Origin of the sequence: Rhizobium sp. SJZ105 (assembly GCF_007828365.1) — a bacterium.
GTDB lineage: Bacteria > Pseudomonadota > Alphaproteobacteria > Rhizobiales > Rhizobiaceae > Agrobacterium > Agrobacterium tumefaciens.
On sequence record NZ_VIUP01000003.1, the window covers coordinates 20,929 to 46,514 of the forward strand.

The 25,586-nt window shown below is 59.8% G+C and carries 22 protein-coding genes; 16 read left to right on the forward strand and 6 right to left on the reverse strand.

What is annotated here, in order from left to right:
- Positions 1-12 precede the first annotated feature (12 nt).
- Entirely contained in the window at positions 13-1,101 is a 1,089-nt protein-coding gene (locus FB593_RS12150) for a protein-glutamate methylesterase/protein-glutamine glutaminase (RefSeq protein ID WP_113472897.1), read from the forward strand.
- Between the two features lie 118 nt (positions 1,102-1,219).
- Positions 1,220-1,921 (forward strand): ParA family protein, encoded by a 702-nt coding sequence (locus tag FB593_RS12155; RefSeq protein ID WP_013636809.1) that lies wholly within the window; start codon positions 1,220-1,222, stop codon positions 1,919-1,921.
- A gap of 58 nt (positions 1,922-1,979) precedes the next feature.
- Here FB593_RS12155 and FB593_RS12160 read toward each other — a convergent pair whose 3' ends face one another.
- The 3 genes from FB593_RS12160 to FB593_RS12170 form a co-directional block, all read right to left on the reverse strand.
- Complete coding sequence (locus FB593_RS12160) at positions 1,980-3,707, reverse strand: chemotaxis protein (RefSeq protein WP_113472898.1); 1,728 nt, start codon at positions 3,705-3,707, stop codon at positions 1,980-1,982.
- A gap of 139 nt (positions 3,708-3,846) precedes the next feature.
- The gene (locus tag FB593_RS12165; protein WP_019565038.1) at positions 3,847-5,961 is read right to left on the reverse strand and encodes a sensor histidine kinase; all 2,115 of its coding nucleotides are present in this window, start codon (positions 5,959-5,961) and stop codon (positions 3,847-3,849) included.
- Positions 5,958-6,698: a response regulator transcription factor gene (locus FB593_RS12170; RefSeq protein WP_003514167.1), complete on the reverse strand. Its 741-nt coding sequence runs from the start codon at positions 6,696-6,698 to the stop codon at positions 5,958-5,960. Before FB593_RS12170 ends, FB593_RS12165 begins: the two co-directional genes overlap by 4 nt.
- Positions 6,699-6,927: 229 nt before the next feature.
- Between FB593_RS12170 and FB593_RS12175 the strand changes: the two genes are divergently transcribed.
- From FB593_RS12175 to FB593_RS12190, 4 genes are all read left to right on the forward strand, one after another.
- Positions 6,928-7,920 carry an ABC transporter substrate-binding protein gene (locus FB593_RS12175; RefSeq protein ID WP_026330739.1) on the forward strand — a complete coding sequence of 331 codons (993 nt, stop codon included), beginning with the start codon at positions 6,928-6,930 and terminating at the stop codon, positions 7,918-7,920.
- A gap of 117 nt (positions 7,921-8,037) precedes the next feature.
- Positions 8,038-9,063, forward strand: coding sequence for an ABC transporter substrate-binding protein (locus tag FB593_RS12180; protein ID WP_003514162.1), 1,026 nt, complete (start codon positions 8,038-8,040; stop codon positions 9,061-9,063).
- Positions 9,064-9,149: 86 nt separating this feature from the next.
- On the forward strand, positions 9,150-11,381 hold the full coding sequence (locus FB593_RS12185) for an ABC transporter permease (RefSeq protein ID WP_111790570.1): 2,232 nt from the start codon (positions 9,150-9,152) through the stop codon (positions 11,379-11,381).
- The gene (locus tag FB593_RS12190; protein WP_111790571.1) at positions 11,378-12,439 is read left to right on the forward strand and encodes an ABC transporter ATP-binding protein; all 1,062 of its coding nucleotides are present in this window, start codon (positions 11,378-11,380) and stop codon (positions 12,437-12,439) included. Before FB593_RS12185 ends, FB593_RS12190 begins: the two co-directional genes overlap by 4 nt.
- Positions 12,440-12,466: 27 nt before the next feature.
- Here FB593_RS12190 and FB593_RS12195 read toward each other — a convergent pair whose 3' ends face one another.
- Positions 12,467-14,503 carry an NADH:flavin oxidoreductase gene (locus FB593_RS12195; RefSeq protein WP_145166634.1) on the reverse strand — a complete coding sequence of 679 codons (2,037 nt, stop codon included), beginning with the start codon at positions 14,501-14,503 and terminating at the stop codon, positions 12,467-12,469.
- A gap of 145 nt (positions 14,504-14,648) precedes the next feature.
- Here FB593_RS12195 and FB593_RS12200 point away from each other — a divergent pair, with 145 nt between their 5' ends.
- The 3 genes from FB593_RS12200 (at position 14,649) to FB593_RS12210 (ending at position 17,525) form a co-directional block, all read left to right on the forward strand.
- Entirely contained in the window at positions 14,649-15,278 is a 630-nt protein-coding gene (locus tag FB593_RS12200) for a TetR/AcrR family transcriptional regulator (RefSeq protein ID WP_013636802.1), read from the forward strand.
- 139 nt (positions 15,279-15,417) lie between these two features.
- Positions 15,418-16,092 carry a response regulator transcription factor gene (locus FB593_RS12205; RefSeq protein ID WP_003514154.1) on the forward strand — a complete coding sequence of 225 codons (675 nt, stop codon included), beginning with the start codon at positions 15,418-15,420 and terminating at the stop codon, positions 16,090-16,092.
- On the forward strand, positions 16,089-17,525 hold the full coding sequence (locus FB593_RS12210; protein WP_145166635.1) for a sensor histidine kinase: 1,437 nt from the start codon (positions 16,089-16,091) through the stop codon (positions 17,523-17,525). The genes FB593_RS12205 and FB593_RS12210 overlap by 4 nt, the downstream gene beginning before the upstream one ends.
- Positions 17,526-17,773: 248 nt before the next feature.
- Here FB593_RS12210 and FB593_RS12215 read toward each other — a convergent pair whose 3' ends face one another.
- Entirely contained in the window at positions 17,774-18,160 is a 387-nt protein-coding gene (locus tag FB593_RS12215) for a hypothetical protein (RefSeq protein WP_025594437.1), read from the reverse strand.
- A 104-nt stretch (positions 18,161-18,264) separates the two neighbouring features.
- Complete coding sequence (locus tag FB593_RS12220; protein ID WP_025594436.1) at positions 18,265-18,696, reverse strand: MarR family winged helix-turn-helix transcriptional regulator; 432 nt, start codon at positions 18,694-18,696, stop codon at positions 18,265-18,267.
- 207 nt (positions 18,697-18,903) lie between these two features.
- On the opposite strand from FB593_RS12220, the gene graD reads away from it, so the two are divergent.
- The 7 genes from graD to FB593_RS12255 all read left to right on the forward strand — a co-directional run bounded on the left by graD (position 18,904) and on the right by FB593_RS12255 (position 25,568).
- Positions 18,904-19,443, forward strand: coding sequence for an FADH(2)-dependent resorcinol hydroxylase reductase component (graD, locus tag FB593_RS12225; protein WP_003514147.1), 540 nt, complete (start codon positions 18,904-18,906; stop codon positions 19,441-19,443).
- A gap of 36 nt (positions 19,444-19,479) precedes the next feature.
- Positions 19,480-20,709 carry an FADH(2)-dependent resorcinol hydroxylase oxygenase component gene (gene graA / locus FB593_RS12230; RefSeq protein ID WP_080797721.1) on the forward strand — a complete coding sequence of 410 codons (1,230 nt, stop codon included), beginning with the start codon at positions 19,480-19,482 and terminating at the stop codon, positions 20,707-20,709.
- Between the two features lie 46 nt (positions 20,710-20,755).
- On the forward strand, positions 20,756-21,739 hold the full coding sequence (gene tsdA / locus FB593_RS12235; protein WP_080797724.1) for a gamma-resorcylate decarboxylase: 984 nt from the start codon (positions 20,756-20,758) through the stop codon (positions 21,737-21,739).
- A 3-nt stretch (positions 21,740-21,742) separates the two neighbouring features.
- Positions 21,743-22,798 (forward strand): maleylacetate reductase, encoded by a 1,056-nt coding sequence (graC, locus tag FB593_RS12240; protein ID WP_003514142.1) that lies wholly within the window; start codon positions 21,743-21,745, stop codon positions 22,796-22,798.
- 40 nt (positions 22,799-22,838) lie between these two features.
- Positions 22,839-23,726 carry a hydroxyquinol 1,2-dioxygenase gene (gene graB / locus FB593_RS12245; protein ID WP_112391429.1) on the forward strand — a complete coding sequence of 296 codons (888 nt, stop codon included), beginning with the start codon at positions 22,839-22,841 and terminating at the stop codon, positions 23,724-23,726.
- Positions 23,723-24,061, forward strand: coding sequence for a YciI family protein (locus FB593_RS12250; RefSeq protein ID WP_003514138.1), 339 nt, complete (start codon positions 23,723-23,725; stop codon positions 24,059-24,061). Before graB ends, FB593_RS12250 begins: the two co-directional genes overlap by 4 nt.
- 220 nt (positions 24,062-24,281) lie before the next feature.
- A complete protein-coding gene (locus FB593_RS12255; protein WP_003514137.1) occupies positions 24,282-25,568 on the forward strand; it encodes an MFS transporter in 1,287 nt (428 codons plus the stop codon).
- The last annotated feature ends 18 nt before the right edge of the window (positions 25,569-25,586 follow it).

Here is a 25,586-nt window from a genome sequence, read left to right on the forward strand (position 1 = left end):
CGGCAGAGAGCCATGTCGAACAAAATCCGCGTTCTCATCGTCGACGATTCCGCCAGCGTCCGGCAGACCCTGACCGAGGTTCTCGAAAGCGATCCCGGTATTGAGGTGATCGGGGCCGCTGCCGATCCGTTTGTTGCGGCCAAGCGCATCCAGGAAGAAATTCCCGATGTCATCACGCTTGATGTGGAAATGCCGCGCATGGACGGCATCACCTTCCTGCGCAAGATCATGTCGCAGAAACCGATCCCTGTAGTCATGTGCTCGTCGCTGACCGAGGCCGGATCGGAAACCCTGCTTCAGGCGCTGGAGGCGGGGGCAGTCGATATCATCCTCAAGCCGAGGATAGGCGCTGCGGATCATCTGGCGGAGCAGGCCACGCGCATCTGCGAGGTCGTCAAAAGTGCGGCGCACGCCCGCGTCGGCAATGCGCGGGCGGCGCTGCGTTCGGCTGCCGCAAGCGGTCCGCAGGCCAAGCTGACCGCCGATGCCGTGTTGCCGCCGCCTTCGGGCAAGGCCATGGCACGCACCACTGAAATGGTGGTCTGTGTCGGTGCATCCACCGGCGGCACAGAAGCGTTGCGCGCAATGCTGATGAAGCTGCCGGCCAATTCACCCGGCATCGTGATCGTTCAGCATATGCCGGAAAAATTTACCGCCGCATTTGCAAAACGCCTGAACAGTCTCTGCGATGTCGAGATCAAGGAGGCCGAGGACGGCGATCCGGTGCTGCGCGGCCATGTGCTGATTGCGCCGGGCGACAGACATATGCTGCTGGAGCGGCAGGGTGCACGTTATCGCGTTTCGGTCCGCACCGGGCCACTGGTTTCGCGACACCGGCCTTCAGTGGACGTTCTGTTTCGTTCTTCCGCGCGTGCCGCCGGTGCCAACGCCATGGGCATCATCATGACAGGCATGGGTGATGATGGCGCACGCGGCATGCTGGAGATGCATCAGGCCGGCGCCTTCACGGTGGCGCAGGACGAAGCATCCTCTGTTGTCTTCGGCATGCCGAAGGAAGCGATCGCCCATGGCGGTGTCGACAAGGTTCTGCCACTCGACAGGATCGCGCTGGAAATTCAGGCCGAAGACCGCCGCCGCTGATGGCGCGACCCTTTTTTTACCCGGCATTAACCAAACTCGCCAATGATGGCGGTAACACCATGCGACAGGTGCGTTCCGCGAGGCATGACAGTCTCCGCCCAGTTTTCCGGATCATGCCATGCCAGTTATCACCTTCGCGAACACCAAGGGCGGTGCCGGGAAAACCACGGCGGTTCTTCTCCTGGCGTCCGAACTGGCGCGTCGCGGATCGCGGGTTTGCGTCATCGATACAGATCCACAGCGCTGGATTTCCCGCTGGCGTGAAAAGGCCGATGCGCGTGTCGATTTTTCAGTCATCACCTATGTGACGGCGGCGACGTTACAGCAGCATGTCATCGACAGCCGCCGTGCATTCGATCATGTGATCATCGACCTGCCCGGTGCGCAATCGCCCCTGCTCGCGACTGCGATAGGTCTCTCCAACCATGTGCTGATACCCGTTCAGGGCAGCACCATGGATGCGCAGGGCGGGGCGCAGGTGCTCGAGCTGCTGCGTTATCTCGATGAAAAGGCGAATATCCGGATCGACCATTCCGTCGTGCTGACCCGCGTCAATCCGCTGGTCACGACCCGCGCGCTTCTGGCCGCACGGGAACTGCTGGCGCAAAGGAATGTACGTGTTCTCGATACGCCGATTTTCGAACGTTCTGCGTTTCGCGATATGTTCGAATTCGATGGATGCCTGCATATGATGAAAGCCGGCCATGTCAGCAATCTCGACAAGGCTCTGCAGAATGCCGAAGCTTTTGCCGCCGAGGTTCTCCGTCTCCTTGAGGCCTCCAGCAAGAAAAGCCCTGGCAAACTGATGCAGGCGGCCTGACGCCGGGAACCCGGCGCAGTAAAAGCGCCCCATCGATCCCGTTTAGATCGAATACGCTCTAGAAAAGCGCGTCGGCAAAGAGATCGTCGTCATCTTCGACGGTGGCGGGTGCTTTCTGCCCGGGCGCAAGATCGACCGGCAAGTAGCGAAGATGCACGTCGCGCTCCTGCGCCATCGTGTAGATCTTGTAGATGCATGTCGAAAACGGCTGGATTTTCTCCGCAAAGCCGGAAATGTCTCCGGCGCCGCCGGCGGCCAGCCCGCTTGCCACGTGATGGCATTCTTTCAGGACATCGCCGAGTTCGCTTTCGAAATCGAGCTTGATCACGGCGGCACTGATGCGGCTGAAAACGGCCTGACCTTCCGTGGCGAGATCCTGAAGACCGGTTTCCATCTGACCCTTGGCGTGGCTTATGGCTTCCAGTGCTTCGCTCAATGGTTCCCGCAGGTCACCGGCGCTCCGGTTCTCAGCCGTCTTCAGATTTGTAATGACGCTTTCGATCCGGTGGAGATCGGCAACGATCGAATCCGCCGGGCTTTCCAGCTTGTCGGCAAAGACCCGCAGCTCGCCGCTGACGACATTGACCGACCGGCCTTCGTCGCCCAGTTTCGAGCAGCGCAGGTTTGAGTTCAGCGCCATATAATGGATTTCAGTCTTGATCGAGCGCAGCACTTCAATGCCGTGCAACAGGTCCTGTGCGGTACCGGTAACGGAAGCGACGACCGCATTGGCATCCGCCATGCCTTCCTGAACGCGCCCGGCCAGATCGCACGCCTTTGCTATGTCCTTCTCAAGCAGCTGCAACGCGCTGCCGCCATCATTGGCAGCATCTTCCACCAGGGTGTCGCGCAGTGAAAGAATGGTTGCGGCATCGTCGGCGAAACTTGAGATGCCTGCAAAGATCTTGCGGCAATCCTGCTGGAAGGTGGTTGCCATCTCGTCGATCTGGGCGCTGACCATCTCGAAAACGGTGTCGTAAAGAGCGTCCATTTCGGCGGAATTTAACGCCTGCGCCTCTTCGGAATTCAGATAATCGCTGAACAGGGCGAGTGTCGTCTGCACATGTTCGACACGTTGGCGGGTGATGTCGCCGATCTGGAGGGAGGACAGCGTTGCCGCTATCTTGCCCTGCACGCCCTGCGCGACGGATTTCACCTTGGCCGCCATGGCCGTCATGGCGCGATGCTGTTCGCCGATGCGACCGGAATTTGTCTTCAAACCTCCGACGATGCCGGGGATCGTTGCTTCGAAATCGGCGCCGATGACGGATGAGACGTCGCGCGCTCTGGCAAGCTGCTTGTGCATGAGATCGAGATATTGCGCGAATTTGCCGACTTCAGTACCGCCGAAATGGATGCGCTCGCGGATTTCCTCGGCAAAGGAGGAAAATTCGGCGATGCCTGCGCCGGTAATCTTTACTGTGACCGCAAAGGTTTTCAGGTAACGGATCGTCTCGCGGATATCATCGACATGGCCGTTTGCAGACTTGCAAAGGGAACTCATTTCAACGAAGGCGGCCTGTCGCAACTGTTCGGTTTCCGGCAGGCGGACCATGTCCTCAATGGTCTTTTGCATGTTGGCCACTGCCGCATCCGCGGTATCGCCGTCCATCGAACCCGTCATGCGGTCCAATATGGTGATGAGCTGGTTCAGGATGTCCATGACTGAAACGAGCACGGAGCCGCCTTCGAGAAAGGTCTTCTCGATACGAGACTGTGCGGTTGCAAGGCGCGCGGTCAGGTACGCTTGCGGATCACTGGCTTCAGCTTTTGGTTGATTTTTCACGACGGTACTGTTTCCCATACTCGGATGGCGTGATCCTAGAGAGCAGGAAGAAACGGACAGTGAATATTCTGAGTTGATCGGGAGTTAACAACTCAATTGATTGACGAATTCCTCTCCCCCTGGAAGGCCTTCTCGGGGCTTATCGAATCTGGAGGTGGTCGGTGCCTACCGGAAAAGTCAGTTGTACCCTTGCGCCATCGCCCGGCATCGAGCTGATATGCGCCTCGCCGCCGCTCTGCCGGACGAAGCCGTAGACCATTGCAAGGCCGAGGCCTGCCCCGCCGTGTTCCTGCCGGGTGGTGAAATAGGGCTCGAAGGCCTTGTCCACCGCCTCGGGCGTCATGCCCACTCCCTCGTCGGTGACCGCGATCACAAGTGCATCCTTCTCGGAAGCGGCGCTGATCGAGATCAGGCCACCATCGGGCATGGCCGCTGCCGCATTCAGGCAAAGGTTGAGGATGGACTGCTCGAGGAGGGCAGGGTCTAGCGCAATCGAGGGAAGATCCTCGTCAATCTCCAGCGCAATCCGGCATTTCGGGCCGACTGCAATCTCAAGGATATCGGCCATGCCGCGCAGCAGGTTTGCGACGTTGATGCAGCTCGGATGAATGGGCTGCTGGCTGCCGATGGTCAGCATGCTGCTGGCCAGAGAACGGCCGCGATCCGCCGCCTTCCGGATACGGGCGATGTGGCGTTTCTGGCGATCGTTGAAACCAGTTTCGCGCTCCAGCAGGCCGAGGCTGCCGGTGATGATGCCGATCATGTTGCCCACTTCATGACTGACCTGATGAGTCATGCGCATGATGCCATCAAGCCTCTGGGCTTTTGCGGCCTCCGCCTCCTGACGATCGAGAGAAGTTACATCCCGGGCGAGCAGCACGATACCGCCATCCGGCTGGCGTGACATCGATACTTCGATCACTCGTTGATCTCCGGTGCGATGGCGCACGACTGCCCGGTCCATCAACTCGCCTCGGCCGCTCTCGAAAGGGAACAGTGCGGGATCGATCTCCGGTATCGGTTCGACAAAACGGCGAAGCGGCAGCTTACGCGACGAGCCGGAACGACCGACAAGTTCTATGATCCGGCGGTTCATGGTGATTGGCCGACCGGTCGGATCGAACAGCGCTATTCCCTCATTCATGTTGCGGAAGGTGGAGCGGATGGTTCGGGCCGCCGCTTCCGCCGTGCGCCGCAGGCGGGAGACACGATCGACGCTGTCATGGAAAGCCCGGAAAGCATCGAGCAGGCGGATCAGTTCCGTCTCCGATCCGGTGTAGGATGGCGGGCCGACATCCTTTTCACCCTTGGCGAGCGCGTTCATGCCGTTGGAAAGCGTCGCGATCCCGCGCGAGACACGCATCACTGATCGAATCGAGAATGTTGCCATGACCAGAACTAGAAGCGAAGCGACTGCGACGATGACCAATAGCCGGCTCAGAGCGTCCGAGGTCGAGATCAGGTCCTCGTTGAGGCTGCGGGCAACCGCATCGCTCTGCGTTTCGGTGACATGGGACAGATCGCGCGACACAATGTGAAGCCGCGACACCGAGGCGCGGATCGCAAACATTTCCAAGAGGTAACGGCTCTGCGCTTCAAAGACCCGCTCATAGGGTTGCAGCTCGGCCACGGGGAGCCGCTCTCCGGGATAACCTTCCTGGCGCGCGGTGGTTTCGGCAACATAGCGGCGGCGCAGTTCACCAAGCTGAAAGAGGCTGTCGGATGCGGATGCGGCCTGCACGATGCCGTTCATCCGCCGGCGCAGTTCGGGATCGGTGATGCCGCGACCCGTGGCAATTTCGCCAAGCGCGGCTGCCGCTTCCGCCTTGTGGCCCTGCGCCGCATCTGCATCCTTTGCCAGATCCAGCGTCTGTGTTCTGATCAATTCAAGGAGTTCGACGATGCGCTCGTTGGCAAAGCCGCGGGCGACCCGATCACCGTTGCCTGGCCCTGTCATCTCCAGCAGGATATCGACCTGCTGGACCACGGACCGGCTTTCGCTGGAGACGCGATAGGGCGAGGCGGCATTCATCAGGAAAGGTGCGCTCGAGACGAGGTCGGAGACCTGCCGCGAAACCAGCGATGCCTTGGCAAGGCTGGAAAAGGCCTGCAGGCCGTAGGCGGCCATTTCATCGCGAGCGCGTTGCAGGCCGTAGATGGCGATGGCGGATAGGCTGAAGACGAGGATGCAGATGAAGACGATCGCAAAGGGCAGGCGAAAGGCGATCGAGGAAAGGAAGGAACGGCTGATCACGGAGAAAGCTCGCCCTCGTCGGTGTGGAGCACATAACCCCTGCCGCGCCGCGTCTTGATGTGACGCGGCAGATCGGGGTTTCGCTCGATCTTGCGCCTCAGCCGCAGCACCAGCACATCGACGTTTCTATCGATATAGCGGTCGCTTTCCGAGCCAAGCCTGTCGAGGATCTGGGAGCGGCTGACGGGCTGGTTGGGCGTTTCGGCCAGAATTTCCAGAAGTGCGAATTCGGCACTTGTCAGCGTTCTGCTGCGATCGGTCAGGCAGACGGCCTGTCGGGCATTGAGATCAATCGCCCAGTCGCTGAGGAGCAATGCCGCCCGGCCGTGGTCGCGCTCACTGTCCTTTTCCTGCTTCAAGGAGGGGATCGTCCGGCGCAGAACGGCCTTGATCCGTGCCGTGAGTTCGATCGGTTCGAAGGGTTTGACGACATAATCGTCGGCCGCTGTTTCCAGGCCGAGAACCCGGTCGGCGGCGCTGCCGGCAGCCGTTACCATGACGATGCCGATATCAACCTTGCTGCGTAGTCTCTGGGCAAAGGTGCGGCCGGAGGTGCCGGGCAAGTTGTGGTCTACGAGCACCAGCTGCATCACGTCCTTCGCCAATATCTCGTCCGCTTCCTCGGCGGAGCGCGCGCAGGTGGGCAGCCAGCCCTCGGCCTCGACGAGGTCCGAGATAAGCTCTGCCATATCCGGATCGTCCTCGACGATCAGAATGCGAACCTTCTGATTAAGCACTGCGTATTCCTCCCGCCATCATCATAGGCGCGGCAGACGCGATCTTCAAAGCCTAGCTGGTTATCCGCCCTGTCATATTTGTAATATCTGTAATCTTGTTCGGAAAGATTGGTAACCATTCTTCGATTGCGGTGCGGTCAGGATGTGACATGCTAATGGCGGAGATTGGAACGGGGAGGTTCCAAGCAGGGAGGCTCAGTTGAGAGCATTGACCGCACTTGCGGCGAGCATGGCCTTATGGCTGTGCGGCGCAGGGCATGGCATGGCCGCGACGAAGTTGAACGTCCTGTGCGGCGTCGACGAGGCTTGGTGCGTGACCATGCAGCGGGCTTTCGAAGCGCGGATGGGGGTCGAGATTTCGATGGTTCGCAAGAGCACCGGCGAAATCCTCGATCAGATTCGTGCCGAACGCGCCCATCCGACTGTCGACGTCTGGTGGGGCGGTACCGGCGACACTCATTTGCAGGCGGGTTCGGAAGGCCTTCTGGAAGAGTATCAGCCCGCCCATCAGCAGGATCTGCTGCCATGGGCGCAGAATTTCAATGCGATGTCGGGATCGAAATCGGCCGGAATCTATGCTGGTGCGCTCGGTTTTGCCTATAATTCGGAACTGCTCGCCAAGAACAATCTGCCGGCCCCGACATGCTGGAAGGATCTGGCGAAGGAGATTTATCGCGGCCATATCCAGACCGGCAACCCGAACTATTCGGGCACGGCCTTCACCATGCTTGCCACGCTTGTCCAGCTCTTTGGCGAGGAGGAGGCTTTCAGTTTCATGGGCAGGCTTAACCAGAATGTGGTGAGTTACACCAAGGTCGGCTCGGCGCCCGTAAAGGCGGCGGCGCGGGGGGAGGTTCTGATCGGGATTTCCTTCATGCATGACGCCGTGACACAGAAGATCGAAGGCTTTCCGCTGGTGATCGTCGCCCCTTGCGAGGGAACCGGTTACGAGATCGGTGCGGTCAGCATCGTCAAGGGCAACCACAACGATGCGCTGGCGCAGGCGTTCGTTGAATTCGCGCTGACCCCGGAAGGACAGGCGACCGGGGCAAAGGCGGGGCAGAACCAGGTGCCATCCAACGCCCGGGCGACATTGCCGCTGACGGCGCCCGATATATCGATGATCAAGATGGTGGATTACGACTTCGCCACCTTTGGCCAACCCGAAGAGCGAAGTCGATTGTTAAGCCGCTTCGACAACGAAATTCACCCGACCCAGTAGGGGTCAGCAATCCAAGACCGAAAAGACAGACAGCGTGGCAGCACAAGATGCCGCGACAGGCAGCGCCATGTTTGTGGACTGCCGAACCATTCAGACGCAAGCTACAGGAGGATAACCATGCGACTGACGATACTTTCCACATTGCTTTTTGCCGGTACGGCACTCGGCACCACATCGGTGCAGGCGGCAGGCGAGCTTAACCTGATATGCTCTGCCGATGTCGTCATCTGCGAACAGATGAAGGGCGATTTCGAAAAGTCGCATGACATCAAGGTCAATATGGTTCGCCTGTCTTCCGGCGAAACTTATGCCAAGGTGCGTGCGGAAGCCCGCAACCCGAAGACCGATATCTGGTGGGCTGGCACCGGCGATCCGCACATGCAGGCGGCCTCCGAAAACCTGACGCTTGAATACAAGTCGCCGATGCTGGATCAGCTGCAGGACTGGGCCGTCAAACAGGCGGAAAGCACCGGTTACAGAACCGTCGGCGTTTATGCCGGCGCGCTGGGCTGGGGTTACAACACCGAAATCTTCAAATCCAAGGGTTACAAGGAGCCGAAGTGCTGGGCCGATCTGCTGGCACCGGAACTGAAGGGCGAAATCCAGATCGCCAATCCCAACTCTTCGGGCACAGCCTATACGGCGCTTGCCTCGCTCGTGCAGATCATGGGCGAAGACCAGGCGATCGATTATCTGAAGAAGCTCAACGCCAACATCTCGCAATATACCAAGTCCGGCTCCGCGCCGGTGAAGGCGGCAGCGCGTGGCGAGACGGCACTCGGCATCGTCTTCATGCATGATGCCGTGGCACAGACAGCGGAAGGTTTCCCCGTCAAGTCCATCGCACCCTGCGAAGGTACCGGCTACGAAATTGGCTCCATGTCGATCATCAAGGGTGCCCGCAACCTCGAAAATGCCAAGACCTGGTACGACTGGGCGCTGAAGCCAGAGGTCCAGTCACGCATGAAGGACGCCAAGTCCTTCCAGCTTCCATCCAACAAGACCGCGGAAGTGCCGAAGGAAGCGCCGAAGTTCGAGGACATCAAGCTCATCGACTACGACTTCAAGACCTATGGCGACCCGGCCAAGCGCAAGGCGCTGCTGGAACGCTGGGACCGCGAGGTCGGTGCAGTCGCAAACTGATCTGAACTCCGGCGATCGGCATCCCGGCTTTTGAAAGCCGGGATGCCCGCCGTTCTTTCATCGGCATGAAATAAGCGAGGTCGGCCATGACACGTGGCAATCGCAGGCTGAACATTGTCCTGGCGCTCGGGGCTTTTGCCCTGGTTTTTCTTCCCTGGTATCGCATTGAAGGCGGCTTCTTCAGCTTCCGCTGGCTGTCTGAGTTTCTCTCTTCCCCCAGCAATGCGCCCGGTGTGCTGCAAATATTGGTTTATGGAAAACCCTGGCTTGCCGGTGCCGGCCTGTTTTTCCTTGCCGGATGCCTTGTCCGCCCGATTGGCGATCCGATGCTGCGGGGCAAGCTGCTTGCGTGGATTGGTGCTGCCGGTCTCGTGGTTCTGATTTTGCAGGGATTGGCGATCGGCTTTACCGGCTGGACATGGAGCGTCAGTGAAAACCTGTTCGGCGTGCTTTCCGATGGCCAGCCCGCCATGGGCGCCGGTGCCGTCGTCATGTCGCTGGTCTTTGTGCTTTTCTTTGCCTTCGGGCTTGCCGAACGCGGCGTGATGAAGGGCGATGCCTTTGTCGTCGGCTCGATTTCCATTCTGGCCTTCCTCGTTACCGTTTTCGTGTTCTATCCGATCGGCAGCATGCTGATCGCATCCGTTCAGGATTTCGATGGCTCCTTTAATGCCGATGGCTTCATCCGCAATATTCAGGATCCCGGCATCTGGAGCCTTGGCTGTGTCACGGGTGAAGAGCGCTGCGGCGTTGCCTGGCGAACGCTCTTCCTCGCCTTGATGACCGCCTTCGGCTCCACAGTGCTTGGGTTGGGTTTCGCGCTGGTCGCCACCCGCACACGTTTTCCGTACAAGAAGGGCCTGCGCCTTCTGACGGTTCTGCCGATCATAACGCCGCCTTTCGTCATCGGTCTTGCCCTGACGCTGCTCTTCGGCCGCGCCGGTGTCGTCACCGAATGGCTTTCCTATCTCTTCGGCATCGAACCCGGCCGCTGGCTCTACGGCATGACCGGCATATGGATCGCGCAGGTGCTCTCCTTCACGCCGATATCCTTCCTGGTGCTGATCGGTGTCGTCGAAGGTGTCAGCCCGTCGATGGAGGAGGCGTCGCAAACGCTTCGCGCCGACCGCTGGCGCACCTTCTGGCGGGTGTCGCTGCCGCTGATGAAGCCGGGTCTCGCCAATGCGTTTCTCATCGGCTTCATCGAAAGCATGGCGGATTTCGGCAATCCGCTGGTGCTTGGTGGCACGCATGGGGTGCTGTCGACGGAAATCTTCTTTGCCGTCGTCGGTTCGCAGAACGACCCTTCACGCGCCGCTGTTCTCGCCATTATCCTCCTGTGCTTCACGCTTTCGGCGTTCCTCGCCCAGCGTTTCTGGCTGGCCGGCAAGAACTTCGCCACGGTTACCGGCAAGGGCGACAGCGGCGCGCATATCGCGCTGCCACGCGGCCTGTCCATTGGTGTCCACGCCGTCGTCGTGCCGTGGATGGTCTTCACGATCGTCGTGTACGGCATGATCCTCGTCGGCGGTTTCGTGAAGACCTGGGGTCTGGACAATTCGCTGACGCTCGACCACTACATCCGCGCGTTCTCCGTCAGCTTCTCCAACGGCTCGATCGCCTGGACCGGTGTTGCCTGGAACTCGTTCTGGACCACCATGGAGATCGCGCTGGTGTCGGCGCCGCTGACCGCTGCAGTCGGTCTGCTGACGGCCTATATCATCGTGCGGCAGAAGTTTGCCGGTCGGAACATCTTCGAATTTGCCCTGATGATGAGCTTTGCCATTCCCGGAACGGTCATCGGCGTCAGCTACATCATGGCCTTCAACCTGCCGCCGGTGGAAATGACGGGATCGGCGCTGATCCTGATCGCCTGCTTCGTCTTCCGCAACATGCCGGTCGGCGTGCGCGGCGGCATTGCGGCAATGAGCCAACTCGACAAAAGCCTCGATGAGGCCTCGCTGACGCTGCGCGCCGACAGTTTCCGCACGATCAGGAAAGTGATCCTGCCACTGCTGCGCCCGGCGATCACGGCGGCTCTGGTCTACTCCTTCGTCCGAGCGATTACCTCGATCAGCGCCGTCATCTTCCTCGTCAGCGCCCAGTACAACATGGCGACCTCCTACATCGTCGGTCTCGTCGAAAACGGTGAATACGGTGTCGCCATTGCCTATTCCTCCATGCTGATCGTGGTGATGATCACTGTTATCACCGGCTTCCAGCTCATTGTAGGCGAGCGTCGCCTGCGCCGCGAAAACCGCGTCGCGGGACTGCCGTCCGCGTCCTCCGTTCCTCTCGCTCAGGAGAAAACCGCATGATTTCCGTAAAGCCCGGCTCCGTCACCTTTCAGAATGTCCGCAAGACATTCGGCGCCTTCACCGCCATCCCCGACCTTTCGCTCACCATCGAACCCGGCACGCTGGTGACACTTCTCGGTCCCTCTGGTTGCGGCAAGACGACGACGCTGCGCATGCTGGCGGGGCTCGAACATCCGACGGCCGGTCGCATTCTGATCGGCGACAAGGATGTGACCATGCTGCCGGCCAATGAGCGCGATGTCTCGATGGTTTTCCAGTCCTACGCGCTTTTCCCGCATATGACGGCGCTTGACAATGTCGCTTATGGCCTGCAATCCTCCGGACTGCGCAAGGCGGAAGCACGGGAGAAGGCTGAGGAAGGTCTGAAGCTCGTGGGGCTGGCCGGCATGGGACATCGTCTGCCTGCCGAGCTTTCTGGTGGTCAGCAGCAGCGCGTGGCGGTTGCCCGTGCTCTGGTGCTGGAGCCGCAGGTGCTGCTGCTCGATGAACCCCTTTCCAACCTTGATGCGCGTCTTCGCCGCCGGGTTCGTACCGAAATCCGGGAATTGCAGCAGCGGCTTGGTTTTACCGCTGTTTATGTGACGCATGATCAGGACGAGGCGCTGGCCGTTTCCGACCGGATCATCGTGATGAAGGAAGGCGAGATCGCCCAGTCAGGCGCGCCGCGGGAACTCTACGAGGCGCCGGCTTCTTCCTTCATCGCCGACTTCATGGGCGAGGCGAATGTCGTCGGCTGCGAGGTGGTCAGCCTTGAGGGCGCCGATGCGTTGATCCGCGTTGGAGGGATCGATCACCGTGTTGCGGCACGCAACGCCAAACCCGGCCCGGCAAAGCTTGCGGTTCGTCCGGGTTCGATTTCCATTGCCCAATCGGGCGGGCAGGGACTTGCCGGGCGGGTGCTGCACAGCGCCTATCTCGGCGGTCACGTCGAATATGAAGTCGAGACCGATATCGGCACGCTCTTCATCATCGACCATGCCGTCGAGACCAGCCTGCCGCCCGAAAGCGATGTAACAATCGGGTTCAAGAACCGTGGCATTGCCTTGATCCAGGCCTGAGTTTCAAAGCGTATCGCGGCGGCCCTCTCAAATGTCCTTTGCGAGACGCAGCGCATCGTAGATCGCCGCATGTGTATTGCGTGCGGCGACCGCGTCGCCGATGCGGAACAGCCGGTAGGCACCGCCAGGGTTGCGCTCGACGGTTTGGGCGGAGCCCTCCAGCAAGGCGTCGTAGGATATTTCGCCAAGGTTCCTGGAGCCGGGCTTGAGGTCGAAATAGAGATCGTCCAGCGGCACCGTGCCGTGATTGACGACGATCTGGTCCACGGTCCTTGATTTCGTCACGCCGCCATAATCGCTGCCGACGTGGGCGACGAGCTGGTTGCCGTTTCTTTCCGCCGCTTGCAGCCGATAGGTGACGGTGAAGGTGACGTCGAGTTTTTGCAGTGAGCGCATGTAAGGAACCAGATTCATCGCCATGACTTCGGGCGCGAAGGCGCGATCCGGGGTCATGATCTCCACTTTTGCGCCCGCCTTTGCGAGAAATTCTGCTGCCTGCAAGCCCGCATGGTCGCCGGCATCGTCGAAAACCAGCACATTCGTTCCCGGCTTGACGTCGCCGGAAATGATATCCCACGAGGAAACGACCAGATCATTGCCGTTTGAAAGCACATCGGTATGCGGCAATCCGCCGGTGGCGATGATGACGACATCTGGGCTTTCCGAGAGCACCGTGTCCGCTTCCGCCCAGCTGTTGAAGTGAAAGGTAACGCCGAGCCTTTCGCACTGGCTCATGCGCCAGTCGATAATGCTGATCATTTCGCGGCGGCGTTCGCTTTGCGCGGTCAGGCGGATCTGGCCGCCCGGATCGTTTGCGGCCTCGAAGACGACGACCTGATGGCCGCGTTCGGCACAGACACGCGCGGCCTCCAGCCCGGCCGGACCGGCGCCGACGATCACGACCTTCAGGCTTTCCGTCGCCTTGGTAATTTCGTGCGGCATCGTTTCTTCGCGGCCTGTCGCCGGATTGTGAATGCAGAATGCGAGGCCGCCCTGATAGATGCGGTCGAGACAGTAGTTGGCACCAACGCAAGGCCTGATATCGTCCTCCCGCTTTTCCATGATCTTGCGCACAATATGCGGGTCCGTCATGTGAGCGCGGGTCATGCCGACCATATCGACCTTGCCGGAAGCGATGGCGTATCTGGCGGTGGCGACATCCTGGATCTTGGCGGCGTGGAAGGTGGGGAAACTGGTTGCCGCGCGGATTTCGCCTGCGAAGTCCAGATGCGGCGCGTTCGCCATGCCTTGAATGGGAATGACGTCGGTCAGGCCGGGATCGGTGTCGATATGGCCCCTGATAACGTTGAGATAGTCGATCAGGCCGCTATCCCGCAACCGGCGCGAGATTTCGAGGCCTTCCGCCTTTCCGGTGCCGCCTTCAAGACATTCGTCGGCGGTATAGCGAACCCCGAGGATGAAATCGTCGCCGACACGTTCGCGCATCGCCCTGAAGACGTCGAAACAGAAACGCATGCGGTTGTCCAGCGAGCCGCCATAGGGGCCATCCAGCTCGTTGGTCAGCGGCGAGACGAACTGGTCGATGAGATGGCCATAGGCTTCAAGCTCCACCCCGTCCATGCCGCCCGCCTTCATGCGTTCCGCAGCGTCGGCGAAGTCCTTGATGATGCGCTCGATATCCCAATCCTCGATCTTCTTCGGGAAAGCGCGATGCGCGGCCTCCCGCTGGTGGGATGGTGCCAGCACCGGCAGCCAGTCGCCCTTGTCCCAGCGCGTGCGGCGGCCGAGATGCGTCAGCTGGATCATGATCGCTGCACCCTCTTCATGCACGGCGTCGGTCATTTCCCTGATCCACGGAACGATTTCATCCTTGTAGGCCAAGAGGTTGTTGAAGACGGGCGGGCTGTCTTTCGAGACGGCTGCGGAGCCTGCCGTCATCGTCATGGCGACGCCGCCCTTTGCCCGCTCGAGCGTATAGGCGCGGTAGCGCCCTTTCGGCATGCCGTCCTCCGGATAGGCGGGTTCATGCGAGGTAACGATGATGCGGTTTCGCAGGGTGAGATGCTTTAGCTGGTAGGGCTGAAGAAGGGGGTCATTCGACATGGCGACCGTGCTCCGAGAACGTTTATGGGAGAAGGCTAAGCGGGAATGTACATAGGTGTCAATTAATAAAACACTTGTGTTTATGCATTCGACATGAGTGGACATTCGCCTTGTCGCGACCAGACCGATTTGCTAGGAAATCATCATGGAAGCGACATTGAACGAGACCGGTTGGCGCGGATCGCAGGAGGGCTGGCTTGAGGCCGCCTACCAGGCACTTCTCGAATCCGGCGTGGATTCCGTGAAAATCCTGCCGTTGGCGAAAAAACTCGGTCTGTCGCGCACGAGTTTCTACTGGTTCTTCCGAGATCGGGAGGAGTTGCTGGCCGCACTCGTCTCCCGCTGGCGCGAAAAGAATACCGGCAGCATCGTCAGGCAGTCGGAGGCCTATGCGGAGACCCTGGCCGAAGCGATGCTGAATGTCTTCGATTGCTGGCTGGATGCTGGCCTCTTCGACAACAGGTTCGAATTTGCGGTTCGCAGTTGGGCTCTTCAGTCCGATGATATTCTTGCCGAGGTGCGTAAGGCTGATCAGACGAGAATGGATGCACTTTCGCGCATGTTCATGCGTTTTGGCCATTCCGAAAATATGGCGGATGTGCGTGCCCGCACCACGTATCTCGTGCAGATCGGCTATATCTCCATGCAGTCGGAGGAAGATATGGCCGTGCGCATGAAAAGGATCCCGGACTATATTGCGATCTACACCGGTGAGGTGCCGCAGCAGCGCGAGCTTGACCGGTTTTATGCAAGACATGGGTACAGGCCGGGATAAGGCATCCAAGGTGTGACGGTCGATTTGCGTCTGGCAGGAGGGTGAGAGAAGGATAGTCTGGCTCCTTGCCTGCAATGTAGCTGTAACATTCACCAACCAGTGGTGAGGACGGCAAAAATTCACCTTTGGGGAAAAGTCATTGCGAATCCTGCTTCTCGAGGATGAACCGGAAATGGCTCGGGCCCTGCTCGAAGCCCTGCGACGGCGTGATGTGCTTGCGGATCATGTCAGGACGATTGCCGATGCTGACGCGCTGGCGCGTGACGGGTCTTACGATGTGCTGGTTCTTGATCGCCGTCTTCCGGATGGTGAAGGGTTGAACCTTGTGTCTTCGCTTCGCAAAGCCAGGCATTCGGTGCCGATCCTCGTTCTGACGGCGCTCGGAAGTGTCGATCACCGCGTTGACGGTCTTGACGCCGGAGCGGATGATTACCTCGCCAAGCCTTTTGCGATCGAGGAATTGCTTGCCCGCCTTCGGGCGCTGCACAGGCGCGGCCCTTCGCTCTCCAGCCAATATGTGAGCTTCGGAAATCTGAGCATTGATCCGAAGAGCAATGAAGTCACGGTTGCCGGTGCCATCATCGAGTTTCGGCGGCGGGAATATCTGGCGCTCGAGGCTCTGATGCGACGCCCGAACCGCATCGTGACGCGTTCCAATCTGGTCGAAGCGGTTTACAACCTGGATGATGAGATCGAATCCAACGCTCTCGACGCCCATATCTCCCGCATCAGGAAGAAGCTCGCGCAGGCCGAAGCCACCGTCGAGATAAGAGCCGTGCGAAACATCGGCTATCTCATCCGGGCGAATACATGAAGCAGGAGCGCAACCGATCCCTGCGGTGGGCGCTGATGAAGCGTCTTTTCGCCTTGCAGGCGTTTTTGCTCGTTCTGTTTGTCATCCTCCTCGTCGGCTGGATCTGGATCATCGATCCACGGCTGGAGGGCGCCAATGAAGAGGCTGTCCGCATCGTTGCGGAAAGCGTGACAAAGGATGGGCAGGGCCGGGCGCAAGTTTTGCCCACGCCCGGATTGGTCGAGCTGAAACAGCGCTATCCGAATCTTTGGTTCTTGGTGCGGGACGCCGATGAAATCGTCCTGCGATATGGAGAAATCCCAGTACCGGCTTTGGCGGCAGTTTTTCCGTCAAGCATCGAAAGGGCGCGTCTGGAAGCGGGGGAAACAGTCCGGGCCACCATGGAAAACCGCGATACACCTGCCGGGCGGCTGCAATTCATTGCCGGGACGGAAAAAGGCATCCCGAATGACGGCCTCAGCCTATGGATCAGTATGCAGTTAGATCTGGAAAAGGATGCCAACGGCGAGATCCGCTGGCTTACTGTCTTGCCGGGTGTGGGCTTCGTCATTCTTATCGCCGTCGTGCCCATGCTGATCCTGACTGGTATCGCGACATTGATCGTGACCCCGAGGGCGGTCGGCCGTTCACTTGGCGGCCTCATGGAAACGGTCAGCCAGGCGCAATCCATCAATTTCGAGAACAGGTCCGCCCGTATCAATCGTTCCAAGGTGCCCAGCGAAATCATTCCCCTGGTAAATGCCTTCAACGTCGCGCTCTCCAAGCTGGATGAGGGATATAATCGCCGTAACCGCTTTCTTGCCGATGCCGCGCATGAGTTGAGAACGCCGATTGCAATCGCGCGGATCAGGGCCGATCTTTTGCCCGATGACGCGCTGAGCCGACAACTCCGGGCCGATATCGATCGCCTCACACGCGTTGCGCACCAGTTGCTGGAGATGCAGGCGGTCGGCGTGGTGGAATTACCCGCCGAGCGGCAGGACCTGAACATCCTTGTCGAGCGCATCGTGACCGATCTCGCGCCGATTGCGATGGATGCCGGTTACGAGTTCGATTTCGAGCCAAGTGAAGGAGAGGCCGTATTCACGGTCCAGACTTCGATCATCGAGATGGCGGTCGTCAATCTCGTTCGCAACGCAATCGATCATGGTGGCGGCAAGGGTGCTATCACGATCCGGGTCGGTGCTGCGGGCTTCATTGACGTTTGCGATGAAGGGCCGGGCATCCCCGTCTCGGAGCGCGAGCAGGTATTCGAGCCGTTTCACCGCGTCAATACGAACTCGCCAGGAGCCGGCCTCGGGTTGAATCTGGTCCAGAAGGCGGCAGAGATTCATTGCGGACGTGTTGTCTTCCTCGACCTCAATCCCGGTTTTTGCGTCAGGCTGGAAATTCGCTCGGTGGCTTCGAAAGATGCTGCGGCTGACACTGTCTAGCTGACGGGATTTTAAGCGATCAGGTACGTTTCCCCGGCTTTGGCGGCGGCCTGTTGGCCAAGTTTGGCGAGCGGCATGTCGAAGACCGATCTAAATGATCACGTCATCAAGGCTGGCCTGAACTACCGCTTCTGACCGGCCCATCCGATGAGAAATCCCAGGGAGAACGTTCCAACGAAAACCGCCGCTTCGAGCATCAAAGCGGCGGTCAAAAATCTGGGAGGGCGGAGTTTGAAATCCGGAAACGATCACTCGCATTCGAGTGACGGTTGCCGGAAGCTCGTGACATACCATTCGCCGCCGGAATTGCGTGTGTAGAAAGTGTAGAAGCAGTCTATGCGCTCGACATAACCCGGCGTCTCGGACACTTCGTAACGCTCTCCGCGCCGTGTTGTCCGCACTTCGCCACTCGATGATCCGGCGACAGCCTGTGTCTTGTTCTTCCGCCACTGGTAGGCCTGCTGTCCACCGCCAAGGCTATAGATATTGTCCGGCGGCCCATAGTCCAGCATCACGCTGGTGATGGGTGCGCCGATGTAGCTTTTCATGACTGTCGAGGCGCAGGCCGAAACCAGGATCGATGCTGTGACAAGGGCGAGCGTTGTCAGGAAGGCGGGTGACAATCTCTCGGACATGGGCAATTTTCCTCCGCTGTGGTGAGTTGCCACAGGGATAGGAACCAGCCATTACAAGTACATTGCACGCGAAGGTCGCGACGGGTCAGCGGATCCTTGGGGGATCAGAGACCGGCAATATTGCGGCCGATGTGGCGCAGGATGCTTTTGAAAAGTTTCACTTCGGCAGGGTCAAGGCCTTCGATCGCGGTCTTTTCGAACATGGCGGCGATCGGCATCAGTTCCTCGGCAAGTTCTTCACCCTTTGGCGTCAGCGTAATGCGCACGATCCGCGCATTGTCGACCGGTCGCTCGCGGCTGACGAGGTTGCGTCTGACGAGCAGGCCAACAAGCCGGGAGAGCGTGGAAATCTCCACCGACACGAGGTCTGAAAGCTCGGTCAGCGTTTTGCTTTCCTGTTGTCTCAGCGTTGCCAGCACACGATACATCGGCAGGGTGATGTCATAGGATGCCAGCCTCAGGGAGAAGCGCTCTCCAAGCCGAACACCTACCCAGTTGAGCAGGTAGGGTACCGAGTCAGTGAACTGATAAGACACAAGCAAAACCCCGTTTTGAGAAACACGTGCGCGGATGACGTGGCGCACCCATCGGCTGTACCGGCATAATCTATCAGTTTCAATAGTTTCGCTCCAGAAGACCGGGGACGGCGAGGCCATATCGCAGCTTCCCCCCGCCATAAAACATTTGCATTGACAAATGTTGCAAATGAAAATATTTAAGAATGCAGGATTTGGGAGGATCTCATGACATCAGCACTGTTTGGCCTGAACAATCTTGCGCCTGAAGGCGTCGGCCAGAATTTCCGCACGACGATGCGCCGTTTTCCGGCGACCGTGACGGTCATCACTGCCTGTGCCACGGGTGATCAGCGCGATCACGGCATGACGGTTACCGCCGTCACCTCGGTTTCGATGGAGCCGCCCTCTCTTCTGGTTTGCCTGAACAACCGCACGTTTCTGCACGAATTGCTGCTCTGCCGGCCCGATTTCATCGTGAATGTACTGACGCAGGACCAGATTGCCTTGTCTGATGCTTTCAGCGGCAAGGTTTCGCCGGAGGAGCGTTTCCGCAACGGCGAGTGGCAGCGTCATGACAACGGTGTTCTTTATCTGCCCACGGCCCATGCCGCCATCGCCTGCCGCCGTGTCGCGGCAATGCCATATGGAACGCATACGGTGTTTATCGGACAGGTGGTGTCGGCCGATGTAAGCGAGACGACACGACCGCTGCTTTACGAAAATGCCCAATATTGCGCCGCAAGCCCTGCAGGCCTGTCCGCCTGATATTTCCCGGCTAGACTATTCTCGGAGGAGACAATCATGAACGATATGAGCCATGCGCCACAGCCGGCGCAAACGAAGCCGCATGTCCGCCTCGTCGGTCGCGTTGCCGGTGTAGCGGATCTTTTCCGGTCCAGCGCCCGACAAACAGAGGAGGCGCGCCGCGTTCCCGCCAGTCATATCGCGGCGCTGCGCGGCATCGGCTATTTCGATATCGTAAAACCGCGGGCTTTCGGCGGGCAGGGCGGTGAATTTGCCGAGCTTGTCGAAGCCAATATCGAGCTTTCGGCTGCCTGCGCGTCGACCGGCTGGGTTGCCGGCCTGCTTTCCGCCCATCAATGGCTGCTGGCGATGTTTCCAGAGGAGGCGCAGGCGGATGTCTGGGACGAAAACCCTGACGCGCTTCTGTGTGGTTCCTATGCGCCGGTAAAGATGGCGGAGGCCGCTGACGGCGGTTACCGCCTGAGCGGCAAATGGGCCTTTGCCTCGGGCTGCGAGAATGCCCAATGGTCTCTCTGCGCCGCCATCCTGCCGCCGCAGGGCGAAGGCAGGCCGGTTCCGGCCTTCCTTCTCGTGCCTGCGAGCCAATATGCCATTGAAGACACGTGGCATGTGGTCGGACTGGCCGGCACGGGTTCCAAGACGCTGGTTCTCGATGATGTCTTTGTTCCCAAACATCGGGTTCTGACCTTTCCGGACGCGACCAGCGGCCACACGCCGGGCGGGCGGTTTTATGCGCAGGAAGGTCTCTTCAACATGCCGCTTCTGACCGGCATTCCTTCCTGTCTCGCCTCGACTGGCGTCGGCGCAGCCAAGGGTGCCCTGGCAGCCTATGTCGATCATGTGGGTGGCCGGGTGACCCGCGGTGCGGTGGCGGGCGGCAATAACCGCATGGCGGAATTTCCAACCATCCAGCTGCGTGTCGCGGAAGCCGCTGCGAGCGTGGATGCCGCTTGTGAAATCCTGTTGCGCGACGTTGCGAGGGCTCAGGCACTCTCACAGGCAAGGCTTGAAGGGCGGGCGGAATTTTCGGTGGACGACCGGCTATTGAGCCGTCGCGGCCAGTCCTTTTCGGTCTCTCTGGCGCTGCGCGCCGTGCAGGCACTCAACGATTCCACCGGCGGTGTCGGGCTTGATCTTTCCAATCCGGTCCAGCGGGCCTGGCGGGATGCGAACGCGGTGGGCCGCCATATCAGCATGAACTGGGATGCCGTGGGCACCATGATCGGCCAGAGCATGCTCGGCCTGGAACCCAAGGGCCAATATTGACCGCACACGTGGCGGCAACTGAACAGCGATTTTCGGAGGAAATAACATGCAAGGCAAGGTCGCTCTCGAAGAGCATTTCGCAATCCCGGAAACACTTCAGGATTCGGCCGGGTTCGTGCCCGGTGATTACTGGAAGGAACTGCAGCATCGCCTGCTCGACATTCAGGATACGCGCCTGAAGCTGATGGATGCGCATGGCATCGAAACCATGATCCTGTCGCTGAATGCGCCGGCGGTGCAGGCTATTCCCGACAGGAGGAAGGCGATCGAGATTGCGCGCCGCGCCAATGACGTCCTGGCTGAAGAATGCGCAAAGCGGCCGGACCGCTTCCTTGCCTTCGCAGCCCTGCCGTTGCAGGACCCGGATGCGGCGACCGAGGAGCTTCAGCGTTGCGTCAACGATCTCGGTTTCGTCGGCGCGCTCGTCAACGGCTTCAGCCAGGAGGGCGATGGCCAGACACCGCTATATTACGACCTGCCGCAATATCGTCCATTCTGGGGCGAGGTGGAAAAGCTTGATGTGCCTTTCTATCTGCATCCGCGCAATCCGCTACCGCAGGATTCCCGCATCTATGACGGCCACCCCTGGCTGCTTGGCCCCACCTGGGCGTTTGCGCAGGAAACGGCGGTTCACGCGCTGCGCCTCATGGCATCAGGCCTGTTCGACGAGCATCCGCGCCTCAACATCATTCTTGGCCATATGGGCGAGGGCCTGCCCTACATGATGTGGCGCATCGACCACCGCAATGCCTGGGTGAAGCTGCCGCCGCGCTATCCGGCCAAGCGCCGTTTCATGGATTATTTCAACGAGAATTTCCACATCACCACCTCTGGCAATTTCCGCACCCAGACCCTGATCGATGCCATTCTGGAAATCGGTGCCGACCGCATCCTGTTCTCCACCGACTGGCCCTTCGAGAACATCGATCATGCCTCCGACTGGTTCAACGCGACGAGCATTGCCGAGGCCGACCGGGTAAAGATCGGCCGCACCAATGCGCGCCGCCTGTTCAAGCTCGACGGAGCCTGAGCCATGCAGCCGTTCGTCTATACGACGGCCCCGGCCCGCATCGTCTTTGGCACGGGTAGCTCCGTGGGGGTGGCGGAGGAAATCCGTCGCCTCGGGCTGTCACGGGCGTTGGTGCTTTCCACACCCCACCAGAAGGGCGATGCGGAGGCTTTGGCCGCCCGGCTTGGCCCATTGGCTGCCGGTGTTTTTTCCGATGCGGCCATGCACACGCCGGTCGAGGTGACGAAACGGGCGGTCGAGGCCTATCGCGCTGCCGGTGCCGATTGCGTCGTTTCGCTCGGCGGCGGCTCTACCACCGGTCTTGGCAAGGCCATTGCCTTGCGCACCGATGCGCCCCAGATCGTCATTCCAACGACCTATGCCGGCTCTGAGGTGACGCCCATTCTTGGCCAGACGGAAAATGGCGTGAAGACCACCCTGCGCGGTCCGGAAATCCTGCCGGAAGTCGTGATTTACGATGCCGAGCTGACACTTGGATTACCGGTTGGCATCAGCATGACCAGCGGGCTAAACGCCATGGCCCACGCGGCAGAGGCGCTTTATGCTCGGGATCGCAATCCGATCGCCAGTATGATGGCGGTGGAAGGGTTGCGGGCGATGATCGAGGCGCTTCCCGGTGTGAGGATGGAGCCGCAAGATACCAAGGCGCGCGAAACGGCACTTTACGGCGCGTGGCTGTGTGGCACGGTGCTTGGCGCTGTTGGCATGTCGCTGCATCACAAGCTTTGCCATACGCTGGGCGGCAGTCTGGACCTGCCGCATGCGGAAACCCATGCGGTGCTTCTGCCGTACACCATCGCTTATGTGGAACAGGCGGTGCCGGATCAGCTTGCGCCGCTGGCCGCACTTGTCGGTGGCAGGGCAGGGACGGGTCTTTACGATTTTGCCGCCCGGCTGGGCGCGCCGGCAAGCCTTGCAGCACTCGGTGTTGGCGGGGAAGATCTCGACGCTATGGCCGAGCTTGCGACCGCCAATCCTTACTGGTGCCCGCGGCCAGTTGAAAAAACCGCGATCCGCGCCCTGTTGCAACGCGCCTTCGAGGGCGCAAGGCCGGAGTGATCCGGCAAGCAGGGAGCGGCAATGATGGGAGGAGGACATTATGGACATGAAAACAACCGGTGACGACGGCTATTTCGTCGAGGAACGTTCGGCCGAAACCGTGATTGCCCGTATGCGCGATTGTGACGATCCGCGTCTCAAGGAGATCATGGCGGTCGTCACCCGCAAGCTTCACGAGGCGGTGAAAGAGATTGAGCCGACTGAAGAGGAATGGATGAAGGCGATCCATTTTCTGACCGAGGTCGGCCAGATCTGCAATGAATGGCGGCAGGAGTGGATCCTTTTTTCCGATATTCTCGGCGTTTCCATGCTGGTCGATGCGATCAACCACCGCAAGCCGAGCGGCGCGTCGGAATCCACCGTTCTCGGGCCTTTTCATGTGGCCGATGCGCCTGAGATGCCGATGGGCGCCAATATCTGCCTCGACGGCAAGGGCGAGGACATGCTGGTAACCGGCCGCATTCTCGACACCGACGGAGTGCCGGTCGCAGGCGCCCGCATTGACGTCTGGCAGGCCAATGACGAAGGTTTCTACGACGTGCAGCAGAAGGGCATTCAGCCCGATTTCAACCTGCGTGGCGTATTCGTCACCGGTGAGGACGGACGCTACTGGTTCCGGGCGGCGAAGCCGAAATATTACCCGATACCGGATGATGGCCCCGTGGGGCAGCTTCTGCGGGCCATGGGGCGTCATCCCTACCGACCAGCGCATCTGCACTACATCGTTTCGGCAGAAGGCTTCACCACGCTCGTCACGCATATTTTCGACCCTGATGATCCTTACATTCGTTCGGATGCGGTTTTCGGTGTGAAGGAAAGCCTGCTGGCCGATTTTCAGCGGGTGGAGGATGCGCAGAGGGCGCAGGAGCTGGGGTTCGCCAACGGCTGGTTCTGGTCGGTGGACCACGATTTCGTGCTCGCCCGATGACCCGCGGTAGCGACCGTCCCCGGCTCTATGTGCGTTTTGCTGAAAGTGATCCCGCTGCCGCTGAGCAAAGGTTGGCGCAGATGAGTGCCCACAAGGCTCATTTACGCAACGAAGATGGCGTTCCGGAAGGATTCAGAATTCTCGCATCCGGCCCGATGCAGGCGGAAAGCGGAGGGTCTGCCGCGGCCCTCATCATTGCTGAAGCCCGCTGTATCGAGGACGTCATGGCTTTTAGCGACGCCGACCCTTTTGTCATTCACGGCGTCTATAACCGCATTCGTATTTTGAACTGGACGCCGACTTTGTCGAGGATTTCGGGGCTGCAAGGCGACTGAAAACCACGCCTGCAATGGCTGTTGGCGATTGTTAATATTTCAATTGCAATTTTTGCAAACGCAACATTTAATCGAAGGCGGGTGATACCGGCGATATGTGTCTTGACAGGAGCGAGACGCACATCAGGGTGGAGCAAGCCGGGCACCCAGGGAGCAATCGCAGGAACGGGAAGACGTCGATCCATTCCGGGTGGCGCGTTCATGCGTGAAAGGGAGGAATATGTCCACGAACTATATGAGCGCCGCCTCGGTGCGGACGAAGAACCCGGCTGGCGTCATCGCGACATGCGGCCTGATGATCATGTTCGACGGTTACGATCTTGTCGTTTACGGCGCGGTTGCACCGGCGTTGCTGAAAGAAGGCGCATGGGCGCTCAATCCAGCCATGGTCGGGCGGGCTGCCGCCTTGACGCTGGTGGGCATGCTGCTCGGCGCGCTGTTTGCCGGCACCATGGCGGACCGTATCGGCCGCCGGAAGGTCGTTCTCATCAGCCTTGCCGGATTTTCAGCGATGATGATCGCCTCGGCCATGACGCCGAACTTTCTTGCTTTCGAAATCACGCGCTTCTTCGCCGGTCTCGGCCTTGGCGCGCTCCTGCCGACGGTGACGGCGCTGGTGCTGGAGTTCTCGCCGCCCAAGCGCAGGGCACAGGCAAACTCCCTGTCGTTCCTCGGTTATCTTATCGGCGGCATCATTTCCGGCCTCATGGGTATTTTGCTTCTGGAGAGCTATGGCTGGCGGCCATTGATGCTGATCGGCGGCCTGCCGCTTATTCTTCTGCCGATCTTCATGCGGTTCCTGCCGGAATCGCCGGAATGGCTGGCAAGCAAGGGCCGGCAGGCAGAGGCAGACGGGATTTGCGACACTTACGGCCTGCAACGCATTACGCCGCATGCCAAGATCCAAAAGGGCGGCGTGGGCGCCCTCTTCTCGGAAGGCCGGCTGCTTTCAACGCTGAATGCCTGGGGCATTCACTTTTGCTCGCTTCTGCTGACCTTCGGCATGGTCAACTGGCTGCCCACCATCATGAACAAGATGGGCTACGACATCAGTTCGGCGCTCAGCTTTTCCATCATGCTCAATGTCGGAGCCGCAATTGGCATTCTCATCGGCGGGCGTTTCGCCGACAAGGGTAACGTCAAGGTGGTTGTGGCCGTCCTGTTTGCCATTGGCGCGGCCTCGATCTGGGCGTTGACGGTAAACAAGGGGCCGTTGCTCTATCTTTTCGTTGCCCTTGCGGGTGCGGGAACGATTGGAACCCAGATTCTTGCAAATGTTCTGGTGGGACGGCTTTATCCTGTCCATATTCGCGGTACGGGTCTTGGCTTTTCCCTAGCCGTCGGGCGGCTGGGCGGCATCGCCGGTCCGATGATCGGCGGTCTCGTGCTGCAACGGGGCCTGGCTCCGGAGTGGAACTTCTACATTTTCGGCTCGATCGCGCTGGTCGGGCTGGCTTTGACCGTATTGACCCTGCTCTACCGCACTTCAGGCGACGGGCGGGTTTGACTAAGATGATGTTGGCCG